The organism is Massilia sp. CFBP9012 (genome assembly GCF_034045115.1).
Taxonomy (GTDB): domain Bacteria; phylum Pseudomonadota; class Gammaproteobacteria; order Burkholderiales; family Burkholderiaceae_D; genus Telluria.
This window is the reverse complement of record NZ_JAXCWM010000014.1, coordinates 109,216-134,736: the sequence shown is the minus strand read 5'-3', so window position 1 is coordinate 134,736 and position 25,521 is coordinate 109,216. Positions and strand designations below refer to the sequence as shown.

At 67.4% G+C, this 25,521-nt stretch carries 25 protein-coding genes and 1 pseudogene; 7 read left to right on the top strand and 19 right to left on the bottom strand.

All coding sequences use genetic code 11. The features are described from left to right. Window positions 1-136 precede the first annotated feature (136 nt). The 6 genes from SOM61_RS21815 to fliF are packed head-to-tail and all read right to left on the bottom strand — an operon-like array spanning window position 137 to window position 6,817. Window positions 137-1,456 carry a flagellar hook-length control protein FliK gene (locus tag SOM61_RS21815; RefSeq protein ID WP_320476025.1) on the bottom strand — a complete coding sequence of 440 codons (1,320 nt, stop codon included), beginning with the start codon at window positions 1,454-1,456 and terminating at the stop codon, window positions 137-139. 7 nt (window positions 1,457-1,463) lie between these two features. Beyond that, window positions 1,464-1,907, bottom strand: coding sequence for a flagellar export protein FliJ (gene fliJ / locus SOM61_RS21810; RefSeq protein WP_320476024.1), 444 nt, complete (start codon window positions 1,905-1,907; stop codon window positions 1,464-1,466). A gap of 36 nt (window positions 1,908-1,943) precedes the next feature. Beyond that, window positions 1,944-3,377, bottom strand: coding sequence for a flagellar protein export ATPase FliI (gene fliI / locus SOM61_RS21805; RefSeq protein ID WP_320476023.1), 1,434 nt, complete (start codon window positions 3,375-3,377; stop codon window positions 1,944-1,946). Further along, on the bottom strand, window positions 3,377-4,120 hold the full coding sequence (locus tag SOM61_RS21800) for a flagellar assembly protein FliH (RefSeq protein WP_320476022.1): 744 nt from the start codon (window positions 4,118-4,120) through the stop codon (window positions 3,377-3,379). Before SOM61_RS21800 ends, fliI begins: the two co-directional genes overlap by 1 nt. Continuing rightward, the gene (gene fliG, locus SOM61_RS21795) at window positions 4,120-5,124 is read right to left on the bottom strand and encodes a flagellar motor switch protein FliG (RefSeq protein ID WP_320476021.1); all 1,005 of its coding nucleotides are present in this window, start codon (window positions 5,122-5,124) and stop codon (window positions 4,120-4,122) included. The genes SOM61_RS21800 and fliG overlap by 1 nt, the downstream gene beginning before the upstream one ends. Then, window positions 5,117-6,817, bottom strand: coding sequence for a flagellar basal-body MS-ring/collar protein FliF (gene fliF / locus SOM61_RS21790; RefSeq protein ID WP_320476020.1), 1,701 nt, complete (start codon window positions 6,815-6,817; stop codon window positions 5,117-5,119). The genes fliG and fliF overlap by 8 nt, the downstream gene beginning before the upstream one ends. A 189-nt stretch (window positions 6,818-7,006) precedes the next feature. Here fliF and fliE point away from each other — a divergent pair, with 189 nt between their 5' ends. Then, window positions 7,007-7,384, top strand: coding sequence for a flagellar hook-basal body complex protein FliE (gene fliE, locus SOM61_RS21785; RefSeq protein ID WP_320476019.1), 378 nt, complete (start codon window positions 7,007-7,009; stop codon window positions 7,382-7,384). A 64-nt stretch (window positions 7,385-7,448) separates the two neighbouring features. Here the strand turns inward: fliE and SOM61_RS21780 are convergent, their stop codons facing one another. Then, on the bottom strand, window positions 7,449-7,676 hold the full coding sequence (locus SOM61_RS21780) for a hypothetical protein (protein WP_320476018.1): 228 nt from the start codon (window positions 7,674-7,676) through the stop codon (window positions 7,449-7,451). A gap of 35 nt (window positions 7,677-7,711) precedes the next feature. After that, window positions 7,712-9,073, bottom strand: coding sequence for a hypothetical protein (locus SOM61_RS21775; protein ID WP_320476017.1), 1,362 nt, complete (start codon window positions 9,071-9,073; stop codon window positions 7,712-7,714). Between the two features lie 313 nt (window positions 9,074-9,386). On the opposite strand from SOM61_RS21775, the gene SOM61_RS21770 reads away from it, so the two are divergent. After that, window positions 9,387-10,898: a sigma 54-interacting transcriptional regulator gene (locus SOM61_RS21770; protein WP_320476016.1), complete on the top strand. Its 1,512-nt coding sequence runs from the start codon at window positions 9,387-9,389 to the stop codon at window positions 10,896-10,898. On the opposite strand, the gene SOM61_RS21765 is transcribed toward SOM61_RS21770, so the two are convergent. The 3 genes from SOM61_RS21765 to sugE form a co-directional block, all read right to left on the bottom strand. Continuing rightward, on the bottom strand, window positions 10,872-11,282 hold the full coding sequence (locus tag SOM61_RS21765) for a hypothetical protein (protein WP_320476015.1): 411 nt from the start codon (window positions 11,280-11,282) through the stop codon (window positions 10,872-10,874). The two genes, SOM61_RS21770 and SOM61_RS21765, sit on opposite strands and share 27 nt — an antisense overlap. 36 nt (window positions 11,283-11,318) lie before the next feature. Further along, on the bottom strand, window positions 11,319-13,505 hold the full coding sequence (locus SOM61_RS21760; RefSeq protein ID WP_320476014.1) for a protein kinase domain-containing protein: 2,187 nt from the start codon (window positions 13,503-13,505) through the stop codon (window positions 11,319-11,321). A gap of 207 nt (window positions 13,506-13,712) precedes the next feature. Then, window positions 13,713-14,033 (bottom strand): quaternary ammonium compound efflux SMR transporter SugE, encoded by a 321-nt coding sequence (gene sugE / locus SOM61_RS21755; protein ID WP_147934392.1) that lies wholly within the window; start codon window positions 14,031-14,033, stop codon window positions 13,713-13,715. A 106-nt stretch (window positions 14,034-14,139) separates the two neighbouring features. Here sugE and SOM61_RS21750 point away from each other — a divergent pair, with 106 nt between their 5' ends. Both SOM61_RS21750 and SOM61_RS21745 read left to right on the top strand, forming a co-directional pair. After that, the gene (locus SOM61_RS21750; RefSeq protein WP_320476013.1) at window positions 14,140-15,042 is read left to right on the top strand and encodes a LysR family transcriptional regulator; all 903 of its coding nucleotides are present in this window, start codon (window positions 14,140-14,142) and stop codon (window positions 15,040-15,042) included. Between the two features lie 136 nt (window positions 15,043-15,178). Beyond that, the gene (locus SOM61_RS21745) at window positions 15,179-15,598 is read left to right on the top strand and encodes a hemerythrin domain-containing protein (protein ID WP_320476012.1); all 420 of its coding nucleotides are present in this window, start codon (window positions 15,179-15,181) and stop codon (window positions 15,596-15,598) included. A 163-nt stretch (window positions 15,599-15,761) separates the two neighbouring features. Here the strand turns inward: SOM61_RS21745 and SOM61_RS21740 are convergent, their stop codons facing one another. Further along, window positions 15,762-16,211, bottom strand: coding sequence for an RrF2 family transcriptional regulator (locus SOM61_RS21740; protein ID WP_137172863.1), 450 nt, complete (start codon window positions 16,209-16,211; stop codon window positions 15,762-15,764). Between the two features lie 148 nt (window positions 16,212-16,359). Between SOM61_RS21740 and SOM61_RS21735 the strand changes: the two genes are divergently transcribed. After that, window positions 16,360-16,986, top strand: a complete 627-nt coding sequence (locus tag SOM61_RS21735) for a response regulator transcription factor (protein WP_320476011.1) — start codon at window positions 16,360-16,362, stop codon at window positions 16,984-16,986. A gap of 159 nt (window positions 16,987-17,145) precedes the next feature. Here SOM61_RS21735 and SOM61_RS21730 read toward each other — a convergent pair whose 3' ends face one another. From SOM61_RS21730 to pdxR, 6 genes are all read right to left on the bottom strand, one after another. Then, complete coding sequence (locus tag SOM61_RS21730; protein WP_320476010.1) at window positions 17,146-17,703, bottom strand: hypothetical protein; 558 nt, start codon at window positions 17,701-17,703, stop codon at window positions 17,146-17,148. A gap of 3 nt (window positions 17,704-17,706) precedes the next feature. Further along, window positions 17,707-18,360 carry an SCO family protein gene (locus tag SOM61_RS21725; protein ID WP_320476009.1) on the bottom strand — a complete coding sequence of 218 codons (654 nt, stop codon included), beginning with the start codon at window positions 18,358-18,360 and terminating at the stop codon, window positions 17,707-17,709. Then, window positions 18,338-18,931 carry a c-type cytochrome gene (locus SOM61_RS21720; RefSeq protein ID WP_320476008.1) on the bottom strand — a complete coding sequence of 198 codons (594 nt, stop codon included), beginning with the start codon at window positions 18,929-18,931 and terminating at the stop codon, window positions 18,338-18,340. Before SOM61_RS21720 ends, SOM61_RS21725 begins: the two co-directional genes overlap by 23 nt. A gap of 8 nt (window positions 18,932-18,939) precedes the next feature. Continuing rightward, the gene (locus SOM61_RS21715; RefSeq protein WP_320476007.1) at window positions 18,940-19,542 is read right to left on the bottom strand and encodes a cbb3-type cytochrome c oxidase subunit II; all 603 of its coding nucleotides are present in this window, start codon (window positions 19,540-19,542) and stop codon (window positions 18,940-18,942) included. Between the two features lie 9 nt (window positions 19,543-19,551). Continuing rightward, window positions 19,552-21,210 carry a cbb3-type cytochrome c oxidase subunit I gene (locus SOM61_RS21710; RefSeq protein ID WP_320476006.1) on the bottom strand — a complete coding sequence of 553 codons (1,659 nt, stop codon included), beginning with the start codon at window positions 21,208-21,210 and terminating at the stop codon, window positions 19,552-19,554. A 142-nt stretch (window positions 21,211-21,352) separates the two neighbouring features. Continuing rightward, complete coding sequence (pdxR, locus tag SOM61_RS21705; protein ID WP_320476005.1) at window positions 21,353-22,789, bottom strand: MocR-like pyridoxine biosynthesis transcription factor PdxR; 1,437 nt, start codon at window positions 22,787-22,789, stop codon at window positions 21,353-21,355. Window positions 22,790-23,030: 241 nt separating this feature from the next. Between pdxR and SOM61_RS21700 the strand changes: the two genes are divergently transcribed. Both SOM61_RS21700 and SOM61_RS21695 read left to right on the top strand, forming a co-directional pair. Then, window positions 23,031-23,591 carry an EF-hand domain-containing protein gene (locus SOM61_RS21700; protein WP_320476004.1) on the top strand — a complete coding sequence of 187 codons (561 nt, stop codon included), beginning with the start codon at window positions 23,031-23,033 and terminating at the stop codon, window positions 23,589-23,591. After that, window positions 23,524-23,934 (top strand): annotated as a pseudogene (locus SOM61_RS21695) (winged helix-turn-helix domain-containing protein); the annotation flags it as partial. The gene SOM61_RS21700 and the pseudogene SOM61_RS21695, both read left to right, overlap by 68 nt. A 39-nt stretch (window positions 23,935-23,973) precedes the next feature. On the opposite strand, the gene SOM61_RS21690 reads toward SOM61_RS21695, so the two are convergent. Beyond that, on the bottom strand, window positions 23,974-25,515 hold the full coding sequence (locus SOM61_RS21690; protein WP_320476003.1) for an HD domain-containing phosphohydrolase: 1,542 nt from the start codon (window positions 25,513-25,515) through the stop codon (window positions 23,974-23,976). Window positions 25,516-25,521 lie beyond the last annotated feature (6 nt).

Genomic DNA, 25,521 nt, shown 5'->3' with positions numbered 1-25,521 from the left:
CCCCCCGAAACGTCGTTCCCGCGGAGGCGGGAACCCAAGCTTGCATGCTCAGCGATTACGTTTAACGTAGGTTGCAGCACAACGGACTTGGGTTCCCGCCTGCGCGGGAACGACGTGTTGAAGCTGCTGGCCGGGATCAGGCAAACAAATCCACCATCCCACGCTCGCCCAGCCCCACGGTGCGGGTACGCGGCGCCACTTCGTTCAGCGCTGCCTCGCCCTCGTCGCCCGTGCCGGTGCCGGCCAGGTTGCCATTGGCGCCCGTGCCGCCTGGCGTGCGGCGTTGCTCATCCTGCTGCTGGCGTGCGCCGGCGTCGACCGTCGCGTTGTTCAGGGCGATGCCGCTTTCACTCATCATCTCGCGCAGGCGCGGCAGGGCGTTTTCCAGGGCCTGGCGCACTTCGAGCTGCTCGGCCGAGAAGGCCACGGTGGCCTGGTCGTTGCTCACATTGAGCACGATCTGGACCGGACCCAGGTCGGGCGGGTTCAGCGTCAGGGTGGCGGCCTGCTCCTTGCCGACCATGTAGACGATGCGCTGGCTGACCTGGTTGTCCCAGGCCTGGCTGCCCACCCGGGCCGGGATGCGGTCGCCCGGCACGGCGGCCGGGTTGCCGACCGCGTCCGCCATCTTGGCGGCCTGGGCCTGCAGCTGGGCCAGCGGGGCCGGGGCTTCGTCAACGGCCGAGGCCAGCTGCTGCTGGCTCTCGCGCAGCTGGGTCTGGAACTGGGCGGCATCTTGCTGGCCTTCCGGCAGGGCGCCCGCCTGGGCCTGGGGCGCGTTCGGGTCGACCGGGGCGCGCTGCACGCCGGTGGCCAGCGTGACGCCCTTGCCGAGTTCGTCGGTGACGGCGGCGCCGGCCGCGGCGTCATCGCCCGCGCCGGTAGCTGCGCCGGTCATGTTCTCCAGCGCGCTTGCCAATGCTTTCAATTGTTGATCGCCGGCGTCGGCGGCCGCGGCGTCAACCGGCACCGCCGCTGCATCGGCGGGCGCCGGCCTGGTCAGGCTGGCCATGAAGGCCAGCATGTCGGTGACCGGCGTCGTGGCCGCAGCGGCGGCCTCGGCGGCCTCGGCCGCACCTTCGGCTGCACTTTTCGCAGCCTCGGCGTCTTCCTTGCCCTCGGCGGACGCGGTCTTCGTGGTCTTCGCATCGCTTTCGTGGCTGGCCGGCTTGGCGCCAACCCTGGCCTGCTCGCGCACCGGCTCGCGGTTGGCGGGCTTGTCGGCGGCGTTCGGTTTCGACTGCTGCTGCGCGGCCGGCTTCGACTGCTGGGCAGCGGGAGTCGGTGCCTGTGGCTGCGGCGCCTGCTGGCGCGCCGCCAGTTCGCGCGACAGGGTGGCGCCGAAAGCGCCATTGTTGCGTGCGCTGTCTGCCAGCCGGTCCTGACTGGCGCTGCGTGGCGCGGCGGCGTTGGCGCCCGTGGTCTGGAACAGGAGATTCGTAGTCTGCGTCGTCATGTTTGGCTCAGCGTTGTTTGTAACGGGCGCCACGCGCCGCGTGGTCGTCCATCTGTTTCTGGTCGCGCTTGTTCTGCACCTTGAGCGCTTCGCTCGCGGCACGTTCGTTCAGCGTGCGATACGACAAGCGCTTGCGTTCGCTTTCCTGCAAGGTCTTGCGCTCGGTGTCTACCTTGAATATTGCATGCTTCAATACGTCGCGCTGGCCATTCAAGGCATTGTCCAGCTTGCCAATAAAGGCAACGAAGTTGTGGTACGCGAACGGCGTGATGCCGGCCACCTGGGCCGTATCCAGCTTGCGCGCATATTCGTCGCGGTAGCCGACCAGCATTTCCAGCTTCTGTTCGGCTTCCTCGACCAGTTTATTGGCCGCGCCCAGGCGCTTGGCGGCAGCATCGGAATCCTTCTGCGCCAGGTCGATCAGTGTTTCAAGTGCGGATAGTTGGGCCATGGTGCAGCGATTCTACCGCTGAGCAATTCTTGCCAATCAGTTGAATAGCGAGGAAAGTTGCCCCAAGCTCTGGGGAAGCGTGGCGTTGTCGTGGATTTCCTGGCACAGGAATTCCTCGATGACCCCATTCTTCGCGATGGCCTGGTCGAGCACCGGGTCGCTGCCGGCCGCATAGGCGCCGACATTGATCAGGTCGCGCGAGCGTTGATAGCGTGAATACAATTGTTTGAGCTTGCGCGCCGCCAGCTGGTGTTCGTGGGTCGTGATCGAGTGCATCGCCCGCGAAATGGACTGCTCGATGTCGATCGCCGGATAATGCCCGGCCTCGGCCAGGTGACGATTGAGCACGATGTGGCCGTCGAGGATACCGCGCGCCGCATCGGCGATCGGATCCTGCTGGTCATCGCCCTCGGACAGCACGGTATAGAAAGCCGTGATCGAGCCGCCGCCTTCCAGGCCGTTGCCGGCGCGCTCGACCAGCACCGGGAGTTTTGCAAAGACTGAAGGAGGGTAGCCCTTGGTGGCCGGCGGCTCGCCGATCGCCAGCGCGATCTCGCGCTGCGCCATCGCGTAGCGGGTCAGCGAATCCATGATCAGCATCACGTTCTTGCCCTGGTCGCGGAAGTGCTCGGCGATCGCCGTGGCGTAGGCCGCTCCCTGCAGGCGCAACAATGGTGGCGAGTCGGCCGGGGCCGCCACGACGGCCGAGCGGGCGCGGCCCTCGGGGCCGAGGATCTGGTCGATGAATTCCTTGACCTCGCGGCCACGTTCGCCGATGAGTCCGACCACGATGACGTCGGCTTCGGTATAGCGCGCGATCATCCCCAGCAGCACCGATTTGCCGACGCCGGTGCCCGCGAACAGACCCAGGCGCTGGCCACGGCCGACGGTGAGCATCGCATTGATGGCGCGCACGCCGACGTCCAGCGTGTCCTTGATCGGCGCGCGGTCGAGCGGATTGACCGGCCGCGCATTGAGCGGGCCGACCTCGGTCGTGTTGAGCGGACCGAGGCCGTCGAGCGGACGGCCGGCGCCGTCGACCACGCGGCCCAGCAACTGCATGCCGACCGGCAGGTGGCGCGCGCGGTCTTGCGGACGGCGGCGTCCGTGCGGCACAGTGCCCGGCGGCGGCAGCACGCTCTCGACCGGGAACACGCGCGAACCGGGTACCACCCCTTCGGTGTCGCTCTGCGGCATCAGGAACAGGCGCTCGCCCTCGAAACCGACCACTTCGGCCTCGATGAAGCCGCTGGCGGTGGGGATCGTGGCGGCGGCGCCCACCGCGAGACGCAGGCCGACGCATTCCATCACCAGCCCGGCCACGCGCGTGACGCGGCCCGACACCTGCAGCGGATCGGCGAAGCTGACCAGGGTGTCGCAGTCGCGCAGGAAGGATTTCCAGCGCGCGGTATGCGGGTCGCGGTCGTGGTCGGCGCCGGCGCCGGCGTCGTGGTGCTGGTGGTCGTCCATCAGTCGCCCAGCCACTCGACGTTGGCGCCCAGCGCATGGGTCAGGCGGTTCCAGCGCGCCGAGGCCTGCGCATCGATCTGATTGGTCGCGGTCTCGACCTTGCAGCCGCCGCGCCCAATGGAACCGTTCTCGACGATGCGCCAGCCGCCTTTCGTCAACTCTTCGGCCATGCCATGGCGCACCAGTTCGGCGTCCTGCGGGTTCAGGGTGAGCACGGCCGGCTGTTGCAGCACGGGCAGCTGGTCGATGGCGTCGCGCACCACCGACAGGATGAGTTCGGGACGCACGTCGAACCCGGTGCGCACCATGCCGCGCGCCAGGCGCAGGGCCAGGTCGAGCACGTCGCGGGCGATGGTCTCGTCGGCCTGGGCAATGGCGTCGCCGAAGTTGGCGGCCACCTGGCGCAGCTGCTCCAGCTCGGCCGCAGCGTCGCGCTGGCCGGCCTCGGCGCCTTCGGCATAACCCTGTGCATGGCCTTCTTGATGGCCCTGGGTGCGGCCTTCGTCCAGTCCCTGCGCGTAGCCTTCCTGGCGCGCCGCTTCGCGCATCGCTTCCAGTTCTTCGACGCTCGGCAGGGAAAATCCCGGCGGCAGGCCGGAGTCGACTTCAGCAGAAGCAGGGGCGCCGGGCGCCGCCGCCGCGGCTTCGGCCGCGCGGCGTGCGAGCGTGCTGGGGCGATCGTCGCCGAACGACGCCATTTCCCAGCGCTGGTAGGCGCTCTGCTGTTCTTTCGGTAGTGCCATCAGACGAACGAATCCTCACCTTTGCCGCCCAGCACGATCTGGCCTTCGTCGGACAGACGACGCACGATCTGCAGGATCTGTTTCTGCTGCGATTCTACTTCGGACAGGCGCACCGGACCCTTCGATTCCAGGTCTTCGCGCATCATCTCGCTGGCACGCTGCGACATATTCTTGAAGATCTTCTCGCGCAGATCCTGCGAGGCGCCCTTGAGTGCGATGATCAGCATCTCGGACTGCACTTCGCGCAACAGCAACTGGATGCCGCGGTCGTCGACGTCGATGATATTGTCGAACACGAACATCTCGTCCATGATCTTCTGCGCCATGTCGTTGTCGTAGTTCTTGATATTATCCATCACGGCCGACTCTTGTTCGCCGCTCATGAAGTTCAGGATCTCGGCCGCGGTGCGCACGCCGCCCAGCGAGGACTTCTTGATGTGTTCATTGCCCGACAACAGCTTGGTCAGCACGTCGTTCAGCTCGCGCAGTGCGGCCGGCTGCACGCCGTCCAGCGTGGCGATGCGCAGCACGACGTCGTTGCGCAGTCGTTCGGTAAAGTTTGCCAGAATTTCGCAAGCCTGGTCGCGCTCGAGGTGGACCAGGATGGTGGCGATGATCTGCGGGTGCTCGTTGCGGATCAGTTCGGCCACCGAGACCGAATCCATCCACTTCAGGCTCTCGATGCCCGAGGCGTCCTTGCCGCCGAGAATGCGGTTCAGCAAGACCGCCGCCTTGTCGTCGCCCAGGGCCTTGGTCAGCACCTGGCGGATGTACTCGTCCGAGTCGAGGCCGACGGTCGAATGCAGATTGGTCTCTTCGACGAACTCTTCGAGCACCGTGACCACCTGGCCGTGCTGCACCGCCTTCATCTGCGCCATCGCGGCGCCCAGCTTGAGCACTTCGCGCGGGCCGAGGAATTTCATCACCTCGGCCGCTTCGGCTTCACCCAGGGCCAGCATCAGGATTGCCGCCTTGTTCGTGCCGTCCTTGTCTTTATCACTCATTTGAACCCAACCATGCTTTGATCACGTTTGCGACGATGCGCGGATCCTGGTTTGCCAGGTCTTTCGCCAGTTTCAGGTTGGCGCGGTAACCCATGTCACGTCGAATCTTTTCTTCTTCTTCGAGCTCTTCCTCGTCCGGCTCGGCTTCATCTTCGCCTTCTTCGCCTTCGGCCTTGTCTTCTTCCTTCGGCTCCTCGGGCACGGCGGTCGCTTCGTCGAACTTCTTGATCGCCGGGCGCAGCAGCGGGCGCAGGAAGCGGAAGTACAGGAAGGCGATCACTGCGGCCACGAAAGCGTAGCGGGCCAGGTCCTTGAACAGCGGCATATTTGCCGGGTCACGCCACCAGTCCGGTTCTACCACTGCTTCGGCCGGCTTGTCCACACCGTCGAACGGTGCGTTGGTCACGTTCAGGGTGTCGCCGCGTGCCTGGCTGTAACCCATTGCCTGCTTGACCAGCTCGTTGATCTGGGCCACCTCGTTGGCAGCCAGCGGACGCACGGTGACCTTGCCGGTGGCCGGATCGACGATGCGGCGGTAATTGACCACCACGCCGACCGTCAGGCGCTTGACGCCGCCCATCGGACGCTGTTCGTAGCGGATGGTCTTGTCGACTTCAAAATTGGTGGTCGAGTTCTTGGTGCTCGGACCGGTAGGGGCAGGCGCTTCGGCCGGGGCTTCGCCATCGATCGGCGCGGTGTTCACGCCCGGCGGCTGGTTCGACAGCGCGCCCGGGATGCCCGAGGCGCCGGCGCCGGCGCCTTGCGTTTCCGAGGTCTGCTGGCTGCGGATCGCCTGCGGCTCGGGCGGCGAATTCGGCTTGTACATCTCGGCCGCGGTATCGACCTGGGCAAAGTCGATCTCGGCGGTCGCCTGGGCGCGCACATTGCCCTCGCCGACCAGCGGCTTGATCATCGCTTCGACCTGCTTGATGATGTTTTCCTGGACCTGGTCCACGTATTTCAATTGGGTGGCGTCGAGCATCTTGTTGCCCGCGCCTTTGCCGGCCTGTTCCGACAGCAGGGCGCCGGTCTGGTCGACCACGGTCACGTTGCCGAAAGTCAGCTCAGGCACGCTGGAGGCGACCAGGTGGACGATGGCGCTGACCTGGCCCTGGTCGAGGGCGCGGCCCGGCTGCAGGTTGAGCAGCACCGAGGCGGTCGGCTTTTGCTGGTCGCGCACGAACACGGACGGCTTCGGCAGTGCGAGATGGACGCGCGCGGCGCTCACCGAACCCAGCGACTGGATCGAACGCGCCAGCTCGCCTTCGAGCGAACGCTGGTAGTTGACCTGTTCCAGGAACTGGGACACGCCCAGCTTCTGGTTTTCCATCAGCTCGAAGCCGACGTTGCCGCCCTTGGGCAGGCCTTGCGCGGCCAGCTTCAGGCGCAGGTCGTGGATCTGCTCGGCCGGCACCAGGATCGCGCTGCCGCCTTCGGAAAACTTGTACTGCACACCCATCTGGTCGAGCGACGCGGTGATCGCGCCACCGTCGCGGTCGCTGTAATTGGCGAACAGCACGCGATATTCAGGCGCCTGGCTCCACATCCAGACAGCGATCATCAGCGCCAGGATCAGCGCGATGCCACCGCCGATGGCGACACGCTTGCCCATGGTCGTCTGGAAAAACGACTGGGGCGCTGCCGGAGGCTGGCCCTGGGTGGTGTCGAGAAGGTCTTCCGCAGTTGCAGCCATGTTGGATGGATTCAGATGAATGTGTGGGAACAGGCAGCATTATGGAGCCCGGGGGCAACATTCAAACCCCGAAATAGGGGGCGTTTACCGCCCTAACTCACGGGTGAAATCGGCGCCTGCGCTGCTATTCTGCTTTCCTGAGTGCATTTGTAGATGATTCTACAAGGCAATAACATGCAGGAGGGTAACATGAGTATTGGCGGTATCGGCGGCATCGACAGCAGCCGCATCCAGGCCATGATGGAGCAGCTCAAGGCTGCGGCCACCAAGCCGGACTCGGCGGGGCCGGTTGCGCCTGCCGGGCTTGGCAGTGCCAGCGCGGTTGGCGGCAAGTCGGCGGTCAAGCTCGACTTCGCGGAAGCGCTGCATAATTCCTTGCAGGGCGTGAGCGACCGCTCGGCCGAGGCGCAGGCGCTCAGCAAGCGATTCACGATGGGTGACGACACGGTCAGCCTGTCGGACACCATGGTCGCGATGCAGAAATCGAGCATCGCCTTCCAGGCGACGGTGCAGGTGCGTAACAAGCTGGTGTCGGCCTATCACGACATCATGAATATGCAGGTGTGATGCCGGCTGCGCCCGGGGACTTTTGCGAGCAGGGCCCCCGGACGTGATTCAGCAGTGCTGTTCCCTAGATCTGCTCGACATTACCGCCGGTGGGAACGCCCTGGCCAGACTTGTAGGCCCCCAGATCCACGGCCCCGACGGGCACGTGGTTGGTAGCCGCATAAGCCAGTTGGGCCGCCTGGGTGAAGGCGCCGCTCTCGACGTGCGATACGTGAGGCTGGGTCTGGCGTCGGTAGTAGGTGATTGCCGGCAGGACGCCGGAACTGGTTTTTTGCGTCATATAAAGAGGCATGTGATCTCCTTGGTGCTTGAAGAGCGAAGGGGGGCTTAGCTGCTTTTACCCATGGTGATCGGCACCACGGCGATAACCTTGGGCGAGTTGGTGTTGTCGGTGATGGTGATCGAGGTCTTGTCGGAGGACATCGTCACATCCTGACTGAAGCTGCTGGCGCCTTGCGACATATTGGCCTGGGCGCTCCAGCAGAAGCCGCCGATGGAAATGCTGGCCGAGCTGTTCTGCGACATCTTCGAGAACAGCGCCTGGATGCTTTGGGTGTCCGAAGTCATGGTCACCGAAGGCTTGAGCACCACCAGCAGCTTGCCGGCGCGCAGGTTCAGGATGCCATCGGGGCCGAACAGCTGCTTGTTGGCCAGGGCCGAGGTCGGCGAGACCTGGTCGTAGAAGTCGGCCACGATGCTCGAATCGAACCAGGCGCCGGGGGCGACCGAAAACAGCTGGGCGGCCTGCGCGGTATAGGTCATGGTCATGCCCTGGACCAGGCTCGTGTAATCCTGGGCGTCGCTCGATTGCGAGTACGAAGTCGAGGCCGAACCGCCCCAGAAGAATGCGTCGTAGGTGCCGGAGGCCGAGACATCCAGGAAGCTGCTGACCACCAGGTTGCTGCTGTTGGAATCGTCGAGCTTGATGTTCATCGAGATCTGCGGCGGCGCGCTGCTGGCCAGGGTCTGGAGTGCGCTCACATACCAGTCATTGAGGCCGGGAGTAATGGCGTACGCCGGCTGCAGGTTACCGGATGGATCGGTGATGCCGTTGCCCGACCCGGGGCTCAGCACCACTTTGGCCTGGGCGCCGGAAATGGTCTGGTAGTCCGGGCCGCCGACCTGTGCCAGGGCCTGGTTGTACAGGGTAACCTGGGCGGCGAGCGCGTTCTGGGCGCTGGTGATCACCTGGTTCCAGCCGTTCGCCTGGTACCACTGGGTATAGGTGGACTGGGCCGATGGCGGCAGGCTGGACTGGGCCGTGCTGAACGCGGCCCAGGCGGTCATGCACTTGGTGTTCGCAGCCGACAGTGCGGCCTGGGCATTGGTGACCTTGACCCCATAGCCGTCGGCGATCTGCTGCAGGGCCGGATTCCCGCCCTTGAGGGCGATGGCGAACAGGAAGGCCTTGTACTGGTCGTAGAAATTCATCGACGACGGCGCATACGACGGCGACCACGCCGGCATGACGTTGGACCAGTTCTCCAGCCCGCTTACCAGAGTAGTGCCCGGCACCGGCGGGGTGCCGGCGGCAGCGGGCAGGCCGGTCACGTCCATATACTGCCAGTCGGCGTTGGTGAGCCCGCCGGTGGGCATCAAGGTTTTCGGATCGAGGCCGGCCCCGGCGCTCGACGAGTTCAGTCCCTGGACGAATTTTTGCCACATGATGCTTGCTTGATTGACAGCCATGATCGTTCTCCAGAAAATTGCGAGGACTTCGTTTGTTCCCCAGTGGTTGGAATGGGCCGGCGTCACGCTGCCGGCCCGGATGGTGCGGCCGCAGGCGCGGTCCGCAGGCCATCTATCGCAAGGGGTGTGCCAGCGCCGCACGCAAGGCTGTTGCGCGCATGAAGACGCCATTTCATGCGCGGGGCATGCGAACAGGACCTGATGGGGCTGTTTTACCGCTTCCGGCATTGTCAAGGGAGTGTAAAATTGACTTCCTGTTTCCACGCCATATACACCGCCAGGGCCCCGGACATGGCAGCTGTGAGGATCGCGCATGCATGAGCTCAGTGACGACCGTACGCTGACCGCGCCGTTGATGCATGCGGACGGCGCCGCCAGCCGTTTACTGACCCTGACCATCCTCTGGCATCCCGACGTCGCCCGCATCGGCGAGCAGTGCATCGCCAGCGCGCCCAGTGGCGTGCTGGAGCTGAGCCGCTACACACCGTTGTTCTGCCGTCCCGGCGCCCCAGGCCTTCCGCTCGGGCATGGCAGCATCTCGCGCGAGCCGCTGCGCATCGCGCGCGTCGACGACGGCGCCTCGCTTCAGGCGCCGCTGAGCCGCATGACCACCGAATTGAATGGCCGCGAGATCGGCGCCAGCGTGGCGCTGGACCACGCCGACCTCGAACGCGGCCAGGTGATCGCGCTGGGACGGACCGTGCTGCTGTGCCTGCACTGGAGTACGGTACTGCCGAAGGCAAACGAGGTGCAGGGGCTGCACGGCGTCGGCAGCGCCGCCGTCATGCTGCGCGACCAGGTCCGCCTGGTGGCGCGCAGCGATCTGCCGGTGCTGCTGCTGGGGGAAACCGGGACCGGCAAGGAAGTGGTGGCGCGCGCCATTCATGCGCTCGGCCCACGCGCCGGCGCCAGGCTGGTGACGGTCAATATGGCGGCCCTGAACGAGTCGCTGGCCGCGGCCGACCTGTTCGGCGCTGCGAAGGGGGCCTACACCGGCGCCCTGGCCGACCGCAAGGGACTGTTCGGCGAAGCCAACGGGGCGACGCTGTTCCTCGATGAGATCGGCAATGCCCCCGCCTGCGTCCAGCCGATGCTGCTGCGGGTGCTGGAGGGCGGCGACTATCGGCCACTGGGATCGGCGCAAGAGTTGCGCTCGACCGCGCGCATCGTGGCGGCGACCGACCAGCGCCTGGATGGCTCCCACTTCAACCAGGCCTTGCTGCGCCGCCTTGAAGGCGTGGTGATCCAGCTGGCGCCGCTGCGCAGCCGGCGCGAGGACATCGGCGTGCTGATCCAGCAGCTGTATCCGGCCGACGATGGGCGCGTGGACCTGCCTTTTTCACTGGTGGCCGAACTGGCGTGCTATGACTGGCCGGGCAATGTGCGCCAGCTGGCGCGCGTCCTGCAGCGCGCCGCGCTGATGGTCAAGGGCGGCGTCACACCGCGCTTCGACCAGCTGGTGCAGGCGCTGCCCGCGGCCGATGCCGGCAAGCTCGCGGGCGGGCGCGCGCCGCGCCGCAAGCCCTCCGCGCTGAGCGACGATGAACTGGTCGAGGCGCTGGCGCGCCACGGCTGGATCCTGCGCAGCACCGCCGAGTTCCTCGGCATCTCCCGGCCCAGCCTGTACAAGCGGCTCGACCGTCACCCTTTGATCCGGCGCGCCGAAGGGATCGAGGCCGGGGAGATCGGCCGTGCCTGGGCAGGGGCGCAGGGCGATGTGGCGCGCTGCGCCGCGGCCCTGAAGACACTGGCCGAGCCGCTGCGCCGCAAGCTCAACAAACTGGGCTTGCTGGAGCGCTCAGGCGCGAATCGACCCGACCTGTAGTTCCGGATCGGGCACGAAATAAAACGCGGTGCTGCTGTCCCCGTGGGCGACGGTGAACGCGATGCTGAATCCCCACAGTCCGGTCGAGTTGCCGACCTTGAGATGCATCGTTTTGCTCAGGTCGATCAGCGCACCTTCCTCGAACGGCGCGCCCTTTGTCTTGTCGGACTGGGAGCCTGACAACAACACCGATTGCACCAGGGTGCCGCCACCGTCGTCGGATTCGGGCTGGAAGGAGAAGGCGATGCTGTCGCTGGTGTACACCTTGCATGTTTCGATGTCGTCGGCGCCATCGAATTTCCAGCGGATCTGCCGGTCCGCCTTGCTGTAGTAGACCTGGAAGGTGTGATCGGTTGGCGCAACTGCTTGGCTGACGTCGCTCATGGTGATGCCTTTCTGGTGGGGGGAATGGAGGGGGGCTCAGGGATGGGGATAGCGCAGGTCGCGCCGCAGTGCGACCAGGTCGGGTTCGGCATCGATGAAGGCGGCGGGATATCCCAGCCGCCGGGCGCTGGCGATCGACTCCAGGGCCAGCTCGCGCTCGCCCAGCAATTCACGCACCAGGCCGGCGCGGAACTGCACGTCGGCGCTGCGCGGCGCGAGCTTTGTAGCGCGCGCCGACAGCTGCATGCCCGCGTCGCGCTCGCCGCTGCGGGCGGCGTACAGCCCCATGCGCGAGACCAGGGTCGCATCATGCGGCGCGCGCTGCAGGATGGGCGCGAGCAGGCGGCGCGCTTCGCCGTAGGCCTGCCTGGCCTCGGCTTCGCGCCCCGGAATCCAGAGCAGGGTATCGGCCAGGTTGGCCCAATTGAGGTATTCGCCCGGCGCGCCGCGCACCGGCGACACCGCATGCTCGAAGGCGGCGGCGGCGCCGACGTAGTCTCCGCGCAGGAATAGCGCGTTGCCGAGGTTGGCGTACAGGGTGGCGCTCGGGCGCACCTGCAATCCCTGCTGCAGCACGCGCAGGGCCTCGTCGGCGCGGCCCTGGCGCAGAAGGGCGGCATTCAGGTTCGCGTAGCCGGTGACCGCGTCGGGCTGCAGGGCGATGCTGCGGCGGAAGGCCTGCTCGGCGCCGGCATGATCGCCGCGCTCGTAGAGCAGGCTGCCCAATTCGTCGAAGAACACGCGCTCGCGCGGAAAGCGGGCCTGGGCCAGCCGCAGCGTCGCGCGCGCCTGCTCGTCGTGCCCGGCGTGGCGCAGCAGCTGGGCCTTGCCGTACCAGGCGAAGAAATCGGCCGGGTCGAGCTGGAGCGCGCGCTCGAAGGCCTGACCGGCGCGCTCGTACTGCCGCTGGCTGTCGAGCACCCAGCCCCGGGCGATGTGCGCCAGCGCCAGCTGATCGTCGAGCTTCATGGCTTGCTGGGCGCTGGCGTCGGCCTTGCGCAGCCAGACCTCGTCCTGGGCGTCGCCGCGATAGCGCAGTGTCTGCACCAGGGCCATGCCGGCCACCGCCGCCGCATGGCCGCCGTCGCGCGCCAGCACCGCGCTGAAACGACGATCGGCCGCGTCCAGGCTGCCGGGACGGTCGAAATTCTTCAGGGCTGCCAACCCCCGCTGCATCTCGAGCGCCGGCGAATGGAACGGCACTGGCGCGGGCGATTGGGCCGGCGCGGGTGCCGCCGATTGGACTGGCGCCGGCGCTGGCAGGGCCAGCCATGCGCCGCCCGCCAGCACGGCCGCCAGCAGCACGGGCAGCGCGCCCTGCCGGCGGCGGCGCGGGGACGGCGGCGGATGCGGATGCGGCGCCTGCAGGCGCGCGATCTCGTCCAGCCGCTGCACCACCTGCGCCATGCTGGACAGCCGCTGCGCGGACTGCTGCGCCGTCATGTCCCTGATCAGGGCCACCAGCGGAGCATCGATGGTCTCGGGATAGTGCCAGCTGGCCGAGCTCGACTGCATGTGCGCCGCCGCCAGCGCCAGGCCGCTGAGGTGGCTGTGCGGGCGGGTGCTGGCCAGCAGCTCGTACAGCAGCACGCCGACGGCGTAGATGTCGCACAGTGCATCGGCGCGGTGTCCGAGCAGGCGTTCCGGCGCCATGTAGGCGATGGTCCCGATCGGCCCGGTCGATTCGACCGCGCCGGTGGCCAGCCCGTCGCAGCGCGAGGCCAGACCGAAGTCGAGTATCCGCACCTTGCCGGATGGCTCGATCATCAGGTTGGAGGGCTTCAGGTCGCCGTGCACCAGGCCCGCGGCGTGGGCATCCTGCATGGCGGCGGCGACCTGGCCGATCCAGTCGAGCGCCGTGGCGCGGGCGATGCGGCTTTTCTGGGCCAGTTGCCCGATCGTGCGGCCCCGCACCAGCTCCATCACGATCGATGCGCCGGAGGCATCTTCCTCGATGGCGTACACGGTGACGAAAGAAGGGTGGTGCAGCGATGCCGCCATGCGCGCTTCGTGCAGCGGGTCGGCGTGGCCGCTCGCATGGGCAGCGCGGTCAATGCGCTTGATTGCCACCCTGCGCTGCAGCTTGTTATCCCAGGCTTCGTACACCTCGCCATAGCCACCGGCCCCGAGGTGCGCGCCCAGCTCGTAATGGCTCGGAAGCGTACGGCTCGCCGGGAGGGTCTGCGCTGGCATTTCGCTGAAAGAGCAGATCTTTGCGATCATGGACGGTGTCGGGTTTCAGAGGATCGAGGTCAAGATGCATGGTACGGAAAACCAGCTCGAGGGAAAGTTTTGTCAGGTTGACTGTTGATTTTTATCAAAAGCTGGTGACGCCAGCGTTTTCAGGGCACGCGGCCAGTGCCGATGTCTGTCCTGGCGTAAAACCGCCGAGTGCTAAATTAGTCCCGCGTTGTAACGCGGGAGGCTGTCTCAAGCTGGCGTCGCCAGCTTGAGTCCAACGATGCCGGCTGCGATCAGGCCAATGCAGACCAGGCGCGCCGGATTGGCCGATTCGCCGAACAGGACAATGCCGACCAGGGCCGTGCCGACCGCGCCGATGCCGGTCCAGATCGCATACGCCGTGCCCAAGGGCAGCGTTTTCATGGCCTGGGATAGCAGGCCGAAGCTGACCGCCATCGCCGCCACCGTGCCGACCGTCGGCCACAGGCGTGTGAAACCTTCCGTGTACTTCAGGCCGACGGCCCAGCAGATCTCGAACAGCCCAGCCAAAAACAATACCAACCACACCATGATGCTCTCCCTGAATGGACGCGGCAGACATTGCCGCGACTGATGAACGTATCTTATGTGAATCAAGATGATGGAAAAAGTCAGTAGCTATCAGTATGATTGATAGATGGCTTTCGATCTCGACCACCTGCGCATCCTGCTCGCCGCCGTCGACCACGGCTCCTTCTCCGCCGCCGCGCGCACACTGGGGCGCGTGCCGTCCGCCGTCAGCATGGCCATCGCCAACCTGGAAGCCGAGCTCGGCCTGGAACTGTTCGACCGCAGCGGCCGCGAACCGCGTCCCACTGTGCACGCGCTGGCCTTGCTGCCGCAGGCGCGCCTGCTGGTCGAGCAATTGCGGCTGCTGAACCAGCATGCGCTGTCGCTGAGCCAGGACCTCGAGCCTTCGCTGACCCTGGTGCTGGTGCCCGAGCTGATGGCCGCCGCGCCCTGGCACGATGCGCTGCGCGCGCTGTCCGACGAGTTCCCCTTGCTGGAAGTGAATGTCCTGAGCGCGGCGCAAGCCGATGCGCTGGCGATGTTGCAGGACGGCCGCGCCGACCTGGCGCTGGTGTTCGAGCGCTATGGCATGGATCCGCGCGAAGGTTTCCAGGAAGTGGCCCACGAAACGCTGGTGGCGGTGCTGGCGCCCGATCACCCGCTGCTGGCGCGGGTGCCGGCCGGCGCGATCCGCGACCAGCACTTGCTGGGCGAGCGCCAGATCGTGATGGCCGGCCGCCACGCCGACCAGGTCGACAAGCGCATCGCCATGTCGCGCCTGCAGTGGAAGACCGACAATCCGGTGGCGGCGCTGAGCCTCGTCAGCGCCGGCCTGGGCTGGGCCTGGCTGCCCGCCGGCTTCGTGCGCGCGCCGCTGGCGGATGGCCAGCTGGTGCATATCCCGTCCGCCAACTTCACCAACATCATGAAGCTGTTCGTCGACGTGGTGTGGGCCAACAACCGCCCGCAAGGATTGGCGGCGCGGCGCTTCGTGGCGCTGCTGAACGAGCGCCGCATCCATTCATCCTGAGGCCAGGGCAGGCCGCAAGGCTGGCCGAAAGCGGAGCGCATAAAAAGAAGTAGAATGTTTGCATCTTTAAGAAAACCGCATTACACTTGGTCAACTGCTGAGCACAAGCCTCGGTAGACAGATGAAGGAAGCGATCATGAACATCGATAAATTCAAGCACCAGCACCTTGACATCCTCGACAGCATCGACCGCCTGCGCGCCAGCAGCCAGGAGGGCGTAGCCGAGCACGCTGAAGAGATCGCCGCGCAGATCGTGGCGATGAGCGGCGTGGTGCGGCTGCACCTGGCGGTCGAGAACGACACCCTGTATCCGGCGCTGGCGCGGGGCGACCTGCGCCTGGCGCGCATGAGCCAGGCGTACCAGAACGATATGGGTGACATCGCCGCCGACTACCTGGCATTCGCCGGGCGCTGGAACCTGGCCAGCCGGCTGGTCAAGGCGCCGGAACAGTTCAGGCAAGAGGCGAACCGGGTGCTGCGCAAGCTGTACCAGCGCATCCGGCGCGAAGACCGGGAATTCTATCCGGCGATCGAGGCCGGGGCGGTCGCCGCCTGAGAACCTATCCCGGTAGGTGGCGGGAAGCTGCTGGCGATGCATGGCGAGCGTGGGCAAGGCGCGAGGAGGCCGCATGGCTAGCCATGCAACGACGAGCAACGCAGCACACGTTCGTCAGGCGCGCCAGAAGCGACTGCCACCTACCGGGATAGGTTCTAAGGGTTCAGGCGGCCTTGCGCCGGTGCACCGTGACCGGCACTTCGCGCGGACGCGGTTCGGGCAGCAGGGACGCCAGGGTATGGCGGTCGAGTTCGGCCAGATAGGCGGCCGTGGCATTGCCCAGCACGCCCTTCAGGCCGCAAGCCTTGACCAGGCCGCAGGGCGTGCCGTTGGGGTCGAAGCACTCGGCCATGTAGAAGTCGCTCTCGCTCATGCGCACGATGGCGCCGACGTTGATGTCCTTCGGTTCGTGTGCCAGACGGAAACCACCGTTGCGGCCACGAATGGTTTCGATGGTGCCGTTGCGTGCGAGTTCATTCACCACCTTCATTAGGTGGTTTTTAGAAATGTTGTGCAGGTCAGCGATCTCCTGGATCGTCACCAGGCGACCGGGGTTGCTGCCCAGGTGCAGCAGCGTGCGCAACGTGTAATCGGTGAAGGAGGTCAGACGCATGATCGCCCAAGTATAACGCATTCCGTCACGCCGCCGACCCGGAGCCGGCGGCGCAATTTTTACATGTATTAACTTGCCGGACTTAACTTGTCGTTCCAATATGAACGAACGGGTAGCGAGCCCGACGCAGCTAAATCAGGAGTACACCATGCCTACCATTCCATCCGCCGTTCATATCATCCACAACGATCCGGTGATGACCGCCGGCCTGCACGCCATCCTTGCCGACCGTCCCGAATGGCGTGTCAGCACCCACCTGAGCCAGCCCGAGGCGCGGCAGGTGGCGCGGGTGCTGGTCGCCGATTACGACACCGGCCTCGCGCTGGCGCGCCAGCCCGAGCACGCCGGCCTGCGCCGCCCCAGTGTCCTGATCGTCACCCAGCTCGACAAGGAATGGGAAGTGCGCCTCGCGATGGATGCGGGCGTGCATGGCTACGTGCTGCAATCGTGCAGCCAGGACGAGCTGCTCAAGGCGGTCGCGTCGCTGGCCCAAGGCCAGCGCTACCTGAGCGAATCGGTGACGCGCAGCGTGGCCGATAGCCTCAGCCGCGAAAACCTGACCGGCCGCGAGACCGACGTGCTGCAATTGCTGGCCGAAGGCTGCTGCAACAAGTCGATCGCGCGCAAGCTGGGCATCGGCGTCGGCACCGTCAAGACCCATGTGAAGGGCGTGATGAGCAAGCTCGACGCCACCGCGCGCACCCATGCGGTGGTGGTCGCCACCCAGCGTGGTCTGATCCGTCCTGGCAGCGGCATCCGCAGCGCGTATAACTGAGCCTCAGCACGTCACCGGGTCGCCCGCAGCCCAAGCACGTCATTCCCGCGCAGGCGGGAATCCAAGGCCTTCGTGCAGTGGCAAGCATCAAATGATGCGGTCATGCACGCATACTTGGATTCCCGCCTGCGCGGGAACGACGTGCGAAGGCTGCGGGTGCTACAACTTCTCCGGCGGATCCGCGAAATGCCGGGCATTGACGATGCACCAGGCGATGCCCAGCGCCAGCGCCAGGCCGACCAGCGCGCTGCCGGTGACGGTCTGGTCGTCGAGCAAATAGGCGTTGCACAGGCGTTGCGGCAGTTCGCGGTACAGCATGCCGGCGATTGCCATCATGGCGCAGATATTGGCGACATAAAACAGCTGGACCACCACATGGGCCCGGCGCAGGGCGCCCGGCAAGGCGGCGCCGAGCAGCAGCAGGCTGGCGAATTTGGCGCCGGCCGCGAGCGGCTCGTACAGCGCCTGTTCCAGCGCCCGCGGAATCATCCAGTAGGTGGTGACGAAGGCCGTCGCTGTGAAGGTCGTGAGGCCCTGGAAGTCCCAGCGCGCCAGGCCCGGCGGCAGGCGCAGCCAGGGGCCCAGCAGCGCGCCGCACAGCACCAGCAGCGGCAGCTGCACCAGCATGTGGCGCAGCATCGATGCTTCCAGCGGCGCGCGGGTGGCCAGCAACGCCGCTAGCAGCGCGGGGCCGCTCCAGCGCATCAGGCGCGTCATCGCCTAGGTCCTTTCCGCGGCGCGCGCCAGCGCGTCGTCGAGCGCCGTGCCGGGCTCGGTGTAGTCGAGGATGCGCACCAGGCGGCCGCTGCGGTCGACCACGTGGAAGGCCGCGTTGTGCTCGAACTCGCCCAGCGGCGCCGGCACCACGATCACGCCGAAGGCATCGAGCAGGCGGCGCCGTTCGGCATCGAGCGGTATCCCGTACAGGCGCCACACGCCCGGATCGGTCTTCATCATGCGGCCGTACCGGGTCAGCGCGCTGGCATCGTCGCGCGGATCGAAGCTGATCGTCACCAGGCGCACCTTGTCCGCCGCGCCGCGCGCGCGGATCTGCTCCTGCATCTGCTGCAGCTCGGTGCCGACCACGCGGCAGATCGACTGGCAGCGCGCATAGACGAAGGTGACCAGGGTGACGCGGCCGTCGCGGGCCAGTTCGTCGGCGAGCAGGCGCGCCGCGCCGTCGGCGCCGCTCAGGGTCGCCGGCGGCAAGCGCAGCGGACGTTCCGCCACCTCGATGCGGCGCGCGGCCTCGGTCGAGATCGCGCGAAAGCCGCTGCTGCCGTAGTACAGGGCGGCGCTGCCGGCCAGGGCGACGGCCAGCACGGCCAGGAGGGTGGCGCGGCTACCGGTGCTACTTGAACGAGGCGAGTTCATCGTCGCCCTTCCACGGCGCCGTGCGCTCGGCGCTGGCGCTGCGCGCCTGTGCCACCAGCTTGGCGTCTATGGCCTGGGCGCGGTTGCCGAACTGGCTGCGGATATGGCTCAGCAGGGCGGCCATCTCGGCGTCGTCCAGCTTGTCCTTGAAGGGCGGCATCATGCCGTTGTAGGCGGCGCCTTTCACCGTCAGGGTGCCGGAAACGCCGTGCAGCACGATCTGCGCCAGGCGCTTCGGATCGCCCGTCACCCATTCGGATTCCGCCAGCGGCGGGAACACGCCCGCCAGGCCCAGGCCGCTGGCCTGGTGGCAGGCCACGCACTGGGCGTTGTAGATCTGCGCGCCGTCGACCTTGGCGCCCGGCGCCGGCCCTTGCAGGGTGGCCAGGGTGCGGTGGTCGCCGAAGGCGGCGTCGTCGTTGCTCTGGGTGACGTAGATGTAGCCGATGCCCCAGGCCACCAGGCCGATCACCACCGCCATCAGCGGTTTCGGGAACGGCCGCTCGCCTTCGGTCGGATCGGGGTTCTCGCGGCGCTGCGCGCGTTCTTGCTCACGCTGCTGATCATTCATCTGCTCACTCATTTGCGTTCCCTCTGTGTGCCGATGGTCTCGACCGCCGGATAGGTGTGATCCAGGCCTACCAGGTAGGCCACCAGGTCGAGCGCCTCCTGGCGCGCCACCACCACCTTGCCGGCCGGCGTATAGCCGCGCGGCAGCGTCACCACGCGCTCGCCTTCCTCGGCCTTGTCCTTGACCTCGAACAGGTAGGGATAGGCCGGCATGATCGAGCCGGCGACGTAGGCGCGCGGCTGGTACATATGGCCCAGGTGCCAGTCGACGCTGGGCTGGCGCGCGCCGATGTTGAACAGGTCGGGCCCGGTGCGCATGGTGCCCAGCAGGTGCGGCTTGTCGTAGTGGTAGTCGGCCGCCACCGAGGCGCGGCCCCAGCCGCGCTTGTCGTCCGGCGCCTGTACGGAATCGCGCGGCTGCTGCGAGTGGCAGTAGATGCAGCCGTTGGCGATGTACACCTGGCGTCCGCGCAGCTCGGCCGAGGAATAGGGCTTCAGGCCCGGCGGCGGTTCGCCGTCCTTGAGCTGCATGTGCGGCACCACCACCAGCGCCGATGTCGCCAGCGCCAGCGTCACCATCGCGCCGCCCAGCAGTTTGAGTTCGTCTTGCATGATCTTCCTTTAGGCGGCCGTGGGGATCGAGGTGGCCTTGAGCGGTTCGTTCAGCAGCGCCGCGCCTTCGCGCGCCACGCCGCGGCGGGTCGCCATCAGCACGAAGTGGATCGCGAACACCAGGTGGCCGAGGGCCATGATGGCGCCGCCCACCGAGCGGCTCTTGAGCCAGGGGATGGTCACGTTGACCGAATCCATGAACGGCTTCGCCGCGTCCAGCATGGCCAGGCCCTGCAGCCAGCCGCCGATCGACAGGCCGACGAAATAGATGCCGAAACCGACCACCACCAGCCAGAAGTGCAGCGAGATCAGGTTCGGATACGGCCACTCCCAGTCCATCACGCGCGGCATCACGAAGTACACCGCGCCGAACATCACGAGGGTGAAGAAGCCGTACAGGCCGAGGTGGGCATGGGCCACGGTAAAGTGGGTGAAGTGCGCCACCGTGTTCACGCTGCGCAACGCCTCGATGGAACCCTGGACGGAACTGAGCGTGTACATCATCCCGCCCAGCACGATGAAGCGCAGCGTGGGCGAATCCCACAGGCGCCTGAAGTGGCCCTTCATGGTCAGGTGCTGGTTGATCGAGAACGCCAGCACCGGCACGATCATCATCACGCTCTGCACGATCGACAGCGTGATCAGCCAGCCCGGCACCGGGCCGCCGATCAGGTGGTGGCCGCCGACCTGTCCATAGAAGAAGGCCAGCGACCAGAAGCCCACCAGCGACAGGTTGTACGACTGGATCGGGCGGCCGATGATCTTCGGCAGGAAGTAATACACGCAGGCCAGCGCCATCGGCGTGTAGAACAGGCCGAGCACGTTGTGGCCGAACCACCAGTTCATGGCCGCCTGCTGCACGCCGAAGTGCATCGCCGGCAGGTTACCGACCAGGAACAGGGTGGGGAACCAGAACAGCGCCGCGCCCATGTACCAGACCGACACGTACAGGTGGCGCACGGTGCGCGCCTGCAGCGTGTACACCAGCGGCAGGCCGACCAGGGCGCCGCCGACCACGAACAGGATGTCGACCTGCCACGGGATCTCGAGCCACTCCATGCCGTCGGACAGGCCCACCGCGATGCAGCCCAGGCCCGCGATCAGGCCCGCGTTCCACACCATGGCGCCGGCGATCGCGTAGCGCGCGCCGACCAGCGGCGTCTTGAGCAGGCGTGGCAGCAGCCACATCGCCAGCCCCAGCGCCGCCATCGGCGCCCAGCCATAGGCGACCGCGTTCAGGTGGATGGTGCGCATGCGCCCGAAGGTGAGCCAGGCCTGGTTCACCAGCAGGTCGGGTTCGTGCAGTTTGATGGAGCTGAGCAGGCCCGCGGCGGTCGCCACCAGCAGCCACACGACGGCGCAGGCCAGGAACAGGAAGGTCACGAGCGAGCTCGAACGGTCGGCCTCGACCCGCGCCTGCAGTTCCTCGCCCAACTGCCGCGCCCCGTCCTCGGTAAGGGGCGGGGCGGCGTCGTGCGCGGCCTGGGCGGCGGCCTGGCTGGGCGTGGCGGCGGGGTCGTCGCTGCGGCCGATCTCGCCTTCCGAGAAGATGGTGCGGGCCGCGGCGGGGCTGGCCTCGAACAGGCGGTTGCGCAGCGACCAGATGAAGATCGCCAATCCCGTCACCGAAAGGATGAACGAGGACAGCAGGATGGTCATGGTATTCATGGCGGGTCCAGGCGAAGGAAGATCGGCCCTGGCGGGAATGCGCAGGCCTGTAAAAAAGATGCCTCAAAGATACGAAATAGGAGCGGGGCGCGGCAATACGCCTTAGGGTAGAGCGGCGCGTGCCGCCCCCTGCGCCATGCGCCTAAGGGAGAGGCGCTTGCATCGCCTGCGCCACCCGCCGCGCCAGTTCCTCGGCCTGGGAGCCGCTGGCGACGTTGACGAAGTTCATCAGGAGCGCGCTGCGCGTGGGCGTGCCGGCATAAAAATCGGCCAGCGCCACGGGCGCCAGGCCGTGCTCGCGCAGGCGCGCGGCGAGCAGGCGATCGGTGCCCGGCGCGACCTCGGCCACCAGGTGCAGGCCGCCGGCCTGGGGCAGGATGTTGGCGCGGGCGCCGAACGCCGGGGCCAGCGCGCGCGCCGTGAGCTCGCAGCGCTCGGCGTACAGGCGGCGCATGGCCTGGACGTGGCGCACGAAGTGGCCGTCCTGCATGAACTCGCACAGGATGGACTGGGTGAGCGCCGGGCAGCCGTTGCTGAGCAGGCTCGCGGCATCCTCGAAGCGCTCGACCAGCTCGGGCGGCACCACCATGTAGGACAGGCGCAGCCCCGGGAACATCACCTTGCTGAAGCTGCCGCTGTAGATCACGCGGCCGGCGCGGTCCATGCTGGCCAGGGCCGGCAGCGGCCGTCCGCTGTGGCGGAACTCGCCGTCGTAATCGTCCTCGACGATCCAGGCATCGTGGGCGCCGGCCCAGTCGAGGAGAAGCCGGCGCCGCGCCGGCGGCATGCCGACCGTGAGCGGGCACTGGTGGCCGGGAGTGACCACCGCCATGCGCGCGCCCGGCGCCAGCAGCGCGGCGCGCGCCACGTCCAGGCCGTGCTCGTCGACCGGGGCCGGACGCGGCACGTAGCCCAGGCCCGCCAGCAGGTGGCGCGTGGGCGGAAAGCCCGGCTCCTCGGTCCACACCATGTCGCCCGGCGACAGCAGGGCGTGCGCGACCAGGCCCAGGACCTCGCGGTAGCCGGCGCTGACGAATACCTGGCATGGCGTGCAGTCGATCCCGCGCGAGAGCTTGAGGTAGCTGGCGATGGCGGTGCGCAGGGCGGGCGCGCCGAAGCTCGATTCCTTCAGCAGGTGGCGCGTCTGCAGCGAACGCGCGGTGCGCGCGGCCATGCGCGCCCACACCTTGCGCGGAAAGGCGTCCAGCGCCGGCAATCCCATCTGGAACGGCAGCGGCGCGACGGCGCCGCCGACGTCCAGCGGCAGCGGGCGCGCGCGCGGCGCCACCTTGGCGCGCGCCGGCGGGCGGTTGATGGGATCGCGTCGCGCGACCACCGAACCGGCCGCGCCGCGCACTTCCAGGTAGCCCTCGGCCGACAGCAGGGCATAGGCGGCGGCCACGGTGCCGCGCGCCAGGCCGAGTTCCTCGGCCAGCACGCGGGTCGCGGGGATGCGGTCGCCTGCCTTGAGCACGCCGGTGTCGACCGCCTCGCGCACGCGCGCGTGGATCTGGCGGTACAGCGGGACGGGGCTGCCGGCGTCGAATCTCAGGTAGTCGCTGACGGACAGGTCTTGCATTGGAAACGTTACCTCCCTGGTAGTAGATTATGCACTTGGACTGGTAGTTACGAAAGATCGGATTGGGCCAAGAACGGCTTGGCTCAGTCTTAAATTCAGATCTTGGTCCAGGGCGCCGGTAGTGCCCTACGCGACTTCGCATCGGCGGCGCGATGGCCCCAGTCATTGGCCCGATCTTGGCTCTTTATCCAGCACGCATTCGGCGCGACGATGACAGTCCCTCATCCATGATGGAGCAGCCATGCAGATTTCTTCCAGCCTGTCGTCGGCGCTGTCGTCGGCAATGCCCCGCATCGCGGGTGCGAAGCCGTCGGGCAGCCAGGTCCCGTTTGCGATCGCCCAGGCGCGCGCCGACTCGGCCGAAGACAAGCGCCGCCTTGAAGAGAATGAGGCGCGCCACGCCGACGCAATCGCCGGTTTCGCCGCCAAGGGCATGACCATGACCCAGGGCTCGTACACCATGCTGTACAAGCAGGAGGTGGCGAAGTCGATCGACACCGATGGCGACGGCATCATCGGCGTCGACGAACTGGCTGCCGGGCTTGGCGGCGACGAAGGCATGGAGCGCGCCAAGCAGCTTCACTCAATGCTCGACGTCGACGGTGATGGCCGCCTGGGACTGGAAGAATTCGGCGACAGCGTGCGAGACCCGTTCCGCGATGCGGATTTTCGCCGCCAGCTCGACCGGCGCGGCGCCATGGACCCGGCCGCGATGGGCGCGCTGCACCGGCGCCATGCGGCGCAGTACGACGCCGCGGCGGTGCTGGGGGCGATGGTGCGCGCGATCGATACCGCGGCATAGCATCACGATTTATGGCGCTGCATGGCGCGGCCATGCAGCGCCATGCAGGAGAACGATAGTGAAGACAGGTTGGCGCATCGGACCATGCGTGCTGTTCCCGCGGCGGCGGCGGCTGGAAGCCGGCGGGCGCGAATTGGCGCTGGGCTCGCGCGCCTTCGACCTGCTGGTGTGCCTGGTACGGCGCGCCGGCGAGGTGGTGGGCAAGGATGAACTGCTGCGCCTGGTGTGGCCGGGCCTGGTGGTGGAAGAAGCAAACGTGCGCGTGCACGTCTCGAACCTGCGCAAGGCGCTGGGCGCGGCGGCGCCCGATGCCGGCGCCTGGATCGTCAACGTGCCGCTGCGCGGCTATATGTTCCGCGGCCCCCTCGAGCAGATGTCGGGTTCAGATCAGGCCCAGGGTCAGGGCCTTGAGGGTGGCGGCGGCGCGGGTCGAGCAATCGAGCTTGCGGAAGATGCTCTCGACGTGGGTGCGGACGGTGCTGGGACTGATGCGCATGGCGCGCGCGGCCTCCTTGTTGCTCTCCCCGAGGCTGATGCGCTGCAAGACCTCGGCCTCGCGCGCCGACAGCGTGGCGCGCGCCGGCGCGTCGGCACTTCCGTTCGCGCCACCCCCACTACCTCCACCAATCGCGCCATTGCCCGACGCGGCGCGAACGCCCGTCGCCGCGGCCAGGACGGCGTCTACCGTGGCGCGGTCGAAGCGTCCTCCCGTCACCTGGGCCTCGAGCAGGGCGCGGGCCGCCGCCGGCTCGTGGGCCGCGCGCCATGGCCGCGGCGAGCGCAGCGCCACCCAGGCGGCGGCCACGCCCAGCAGGCGCTGGGGCGCGCCGAGGGCGCTCGCGTCCAGGCTGCGAAAGTAGCCGCTGCCGTCGAGCCGCTCGTAGACGTGCGACGCCAGTTGCGCGTCCGGCCCCAGGCCGTCGATGCGGCTGCCGGCGCGTGCGGTCCAGTAGGGCACCAGGCGCACCGCTTCCCAGTCGGCGGCGTTCAATTTGCCGTTGCGCTCCCATACCGTGTTGGTCACCGCCGCGCGCCCGATCCCGTGCAGCAGGGCGGCGCGCGCCAGGCTGCGCTGCTGCGCCTCGGGCAGGCCCGCCAGCTGCGCCGCCTCCTGCGCCAGCAGCGCGACGCGGCGCGAATAGCCAGCCAGCCAGGGCAGCTTCAGTTCGATCATGTCGGCCACCAGCGTGAGCGGCACCGATACCGGAAGAAAATCCGGCTGCGACGATGGCGCTTCCGCGGTCTCCAGCTCGTCGAGCCAGGCGCGCGCATGCGGCGCCACGAGCGCCACCAGGCGCGCCGGATATTTGACGTCGCCCAGCTGCGCGATCATCTCCAGCGCGCGGGGGGCGCCATGCACGCGCGCCAGGATCTCGAGGTCGCCGCCCAGCGCCGCGTGGTACACCACGGTCGGCACTTCGTCGCCGCGCAGGTGGAACGGAAGGCCGCTGCCGTCGTAGTTCTCCCACACGTGGCGCAAGCCGCTTTCGACCGCGGCCGGCAGGCCCATCATGGCGGCAATGTCGCCCGCGACTTCGCAGTGGACTTCGGCCAGCTCGGTGGTGTCGGAGAGGCGCGCAATCTGCTGGGCATTGAGGGTGCGGCTCACCAGCGCATGGCGCGCGCCGACGTCGTCGCCCATCATCGCGGCGAAGCCGGCCGCGTTGGCGGTGCAACCCGACCAGCGCAGCAGCGCGACCATGCGCGCGTGCTCGCAGGCCGCGGCGTCAAAGCCGGCCGCCGCGGCCACACGCGCGGCCAGGCGCGCGGCGCGCTCCGAACCGTCGATCGGCTGGCCCATGCTCAGGTCGCCGACGATGGCGAGCAGTCCCATCGCCTGGGACAGGGTCGCGGTGTCGTGGCCGTGCAGCGATGCTGTGGGAAGCGACAGGGAAGAAGAGGGTTCGCGCGCGGCCGTGTCCATCGATCG

Excerpts from the sequence above, each read along its gene's own strand:
- SOM61_RS21815 (WP_320476025.1), bottom strand. The coding sequence starts at position 1,456 with ATGACGACGCAGACTACGAATCTCCTGTTCCAGACCACGGGCGCCAAC.
- fliJ (WP_320476024.1), bottom strand. The coding sequence starts at position 1,907 with ATGGCCCAACTATCCGCACTTGAAACACTGATCGACCTGGCGCAGAAG.
- fliI (WP_320476023.1), bottom strand. The coding sequence starts at position 3,377 with ATGGACGACCACCAGCACCACGACGCCGGCGCCGGCGCCGACCACGAC.
- SOM61_RS21800 (WP_320476022.1), bottom strand. The coding sequence starts at position 4,120 with ATGGCACTACCGAAAGAACAGCAGAGCGCCTACCAGCGCTGGGAAATG.
- fliG (WP_320476021.1), bottom strand. The coding sequence starts at position 5,124 with ATGAGTGATAAAGACAAGGACGGCACGAACAAGGCGGCAATCCTGATG.
- fliF (WP_320476020.1), bottom strand. The coding sequence starts at position 6,817 with ATGGCTGCAACTGCGGAAGACCTTCTCGACACCACCCAGGGCCAGCCT.
- fliE (WP_320476019.1), top strand. The coding sequence starts at position 7,007 with ATGAGTATTGGCGGTATCGGCGGCATCGACAGCAGCCGCATCCAGGCC.
- SOM61_RS21780 (WP_320476018.1), bottom strand. The coding sequence starts at position 7,676 with ATGCCTCTTTATATGACGCAAAAAACCAGTTCCGGCGTCCTGCCGGCA.
- SOM61_RS21775 (WP_320476017.1), bottom strand. The coding sequence starts at position 9,073 with ATGGCTGTCAATCAAGCAAGCATCATGTGGCAAAAATTCGTCCAGGGA.
- SOM61_RS21770 (WP_320476016.1), top strand. The coding sequence starts at position 9,387 with ATGCATGAGCTCAGTGACGACCGTACGCTGACCGCGCCGTTGATGCAT.
- SOM61_RS21765 (WP_320476015.1), bottom strand. The coding sequence starts at position 11,282 with ATGAGCGACGTCAGCCAAGCAGTTGCGCCAACCGATCACACCTTCCAG.
- SOM61_RS21760 (WP_320476014.1), bottom strand. The coding sequence starts at position 13,505 with ATGATCGCAAAGATCTGCTCTTTCAGCGAAATGCCAGCGCAGACCCTC.
- sugE (WP_147934392.1), bottom strand. The coding sequence starts at position 14,033 with ATGGTGTGGTTGGTATTGTTTTTGGCTGGGCTGTTCGAGATCTGCTGG.
- SOM61_RS21750 (WP_320476013.1), top strand. The coding sequence starts at position 14,140 with ATGGCTTTCGATCTCGACCACCTGCGCATCCTGCTCGCCGCCGTCGAC.
- SOM61_RS21745 (WP_320476012.1), top strand. The coding sequence starts at position 15,179 with ATGAACATCGATAAATTCAAGCACCAGCACCTTGACATCCTCGACAGC.
- SOM61_RS21740 (WP_137172863.1), bottom strand. The coding sequence starts at position 16,211 with ATGCGTCTGACCTCCTTCACCGATTACACGTTGCGCACGCTGCTGCAC.
- SOM61_RS21735 (WP_320476011.1), top strand. The coding sequence starts at position 16,360 with ATGCCTACCATTCCATCCGCCGTTCATATCATCCACAACGATCCGGTG.
- SOM61_RS21730 (WP_320476010.1), bottom strand. The coding sequence starts at position 17,703 with ATGACGCGCCTGATGCGCTGGAGCGGCCCCGCGCTGCTAGCGGCGTTG.
- SOM61_RS21725 (WP_320476009.1), bottom strand. The coding sequence starts at position 18,360 with ATGAACTCGCCTCGTTCAAGTAGCACCGGTAGCCGCGCCACCCTCCTG.
- SOM61_RS21720 (WP_320476008.1), bottom strand. The coding sequence starts at position 18,931 with ATGAATGATCAGCAGCGTGAGCAAGAACGCGCGCAGCGCCGCGAGAAC.
- SOM61_RS21715 (WP_320476007.1), bottom strand. The coding sequence starts at position 19,542 with ATGCAAGACGAACTCAAACTGCTGGGCGGCGCGATGGTGACGCTGGCG.
- SOM61_RS21710 (WP_320476006.1), bottom strand. The coding sequence starts at position 21,210 with ATGAATACCATGACCATCCTGCTGTCCTCGTTCATCCTTTCGGTGACG.
- pdxR (WP_320476005.1), bottom strand. The coding sequence starts at position 22,789 with ATGCAAGACCTGTCCGTCAGCGACTACCTGAGATTCGACGCCGGCAGC.
- SOM61_RS21700 (WP_320476004.1), top strand. The coding sequence starts at position 23,031 with ATGCAGATTTCTTCCAGCCTGTCGTCGGCGCTGTCGTCGGCAATGCCC.
- SOM61_RS21690 (WP_320476003.1), bottom strand. The coding sequence starts at position 25,515 with ATGGACACGGCCGCGCGCGAACCCTCTTCTTCCCTGTCGCTTCCCACA.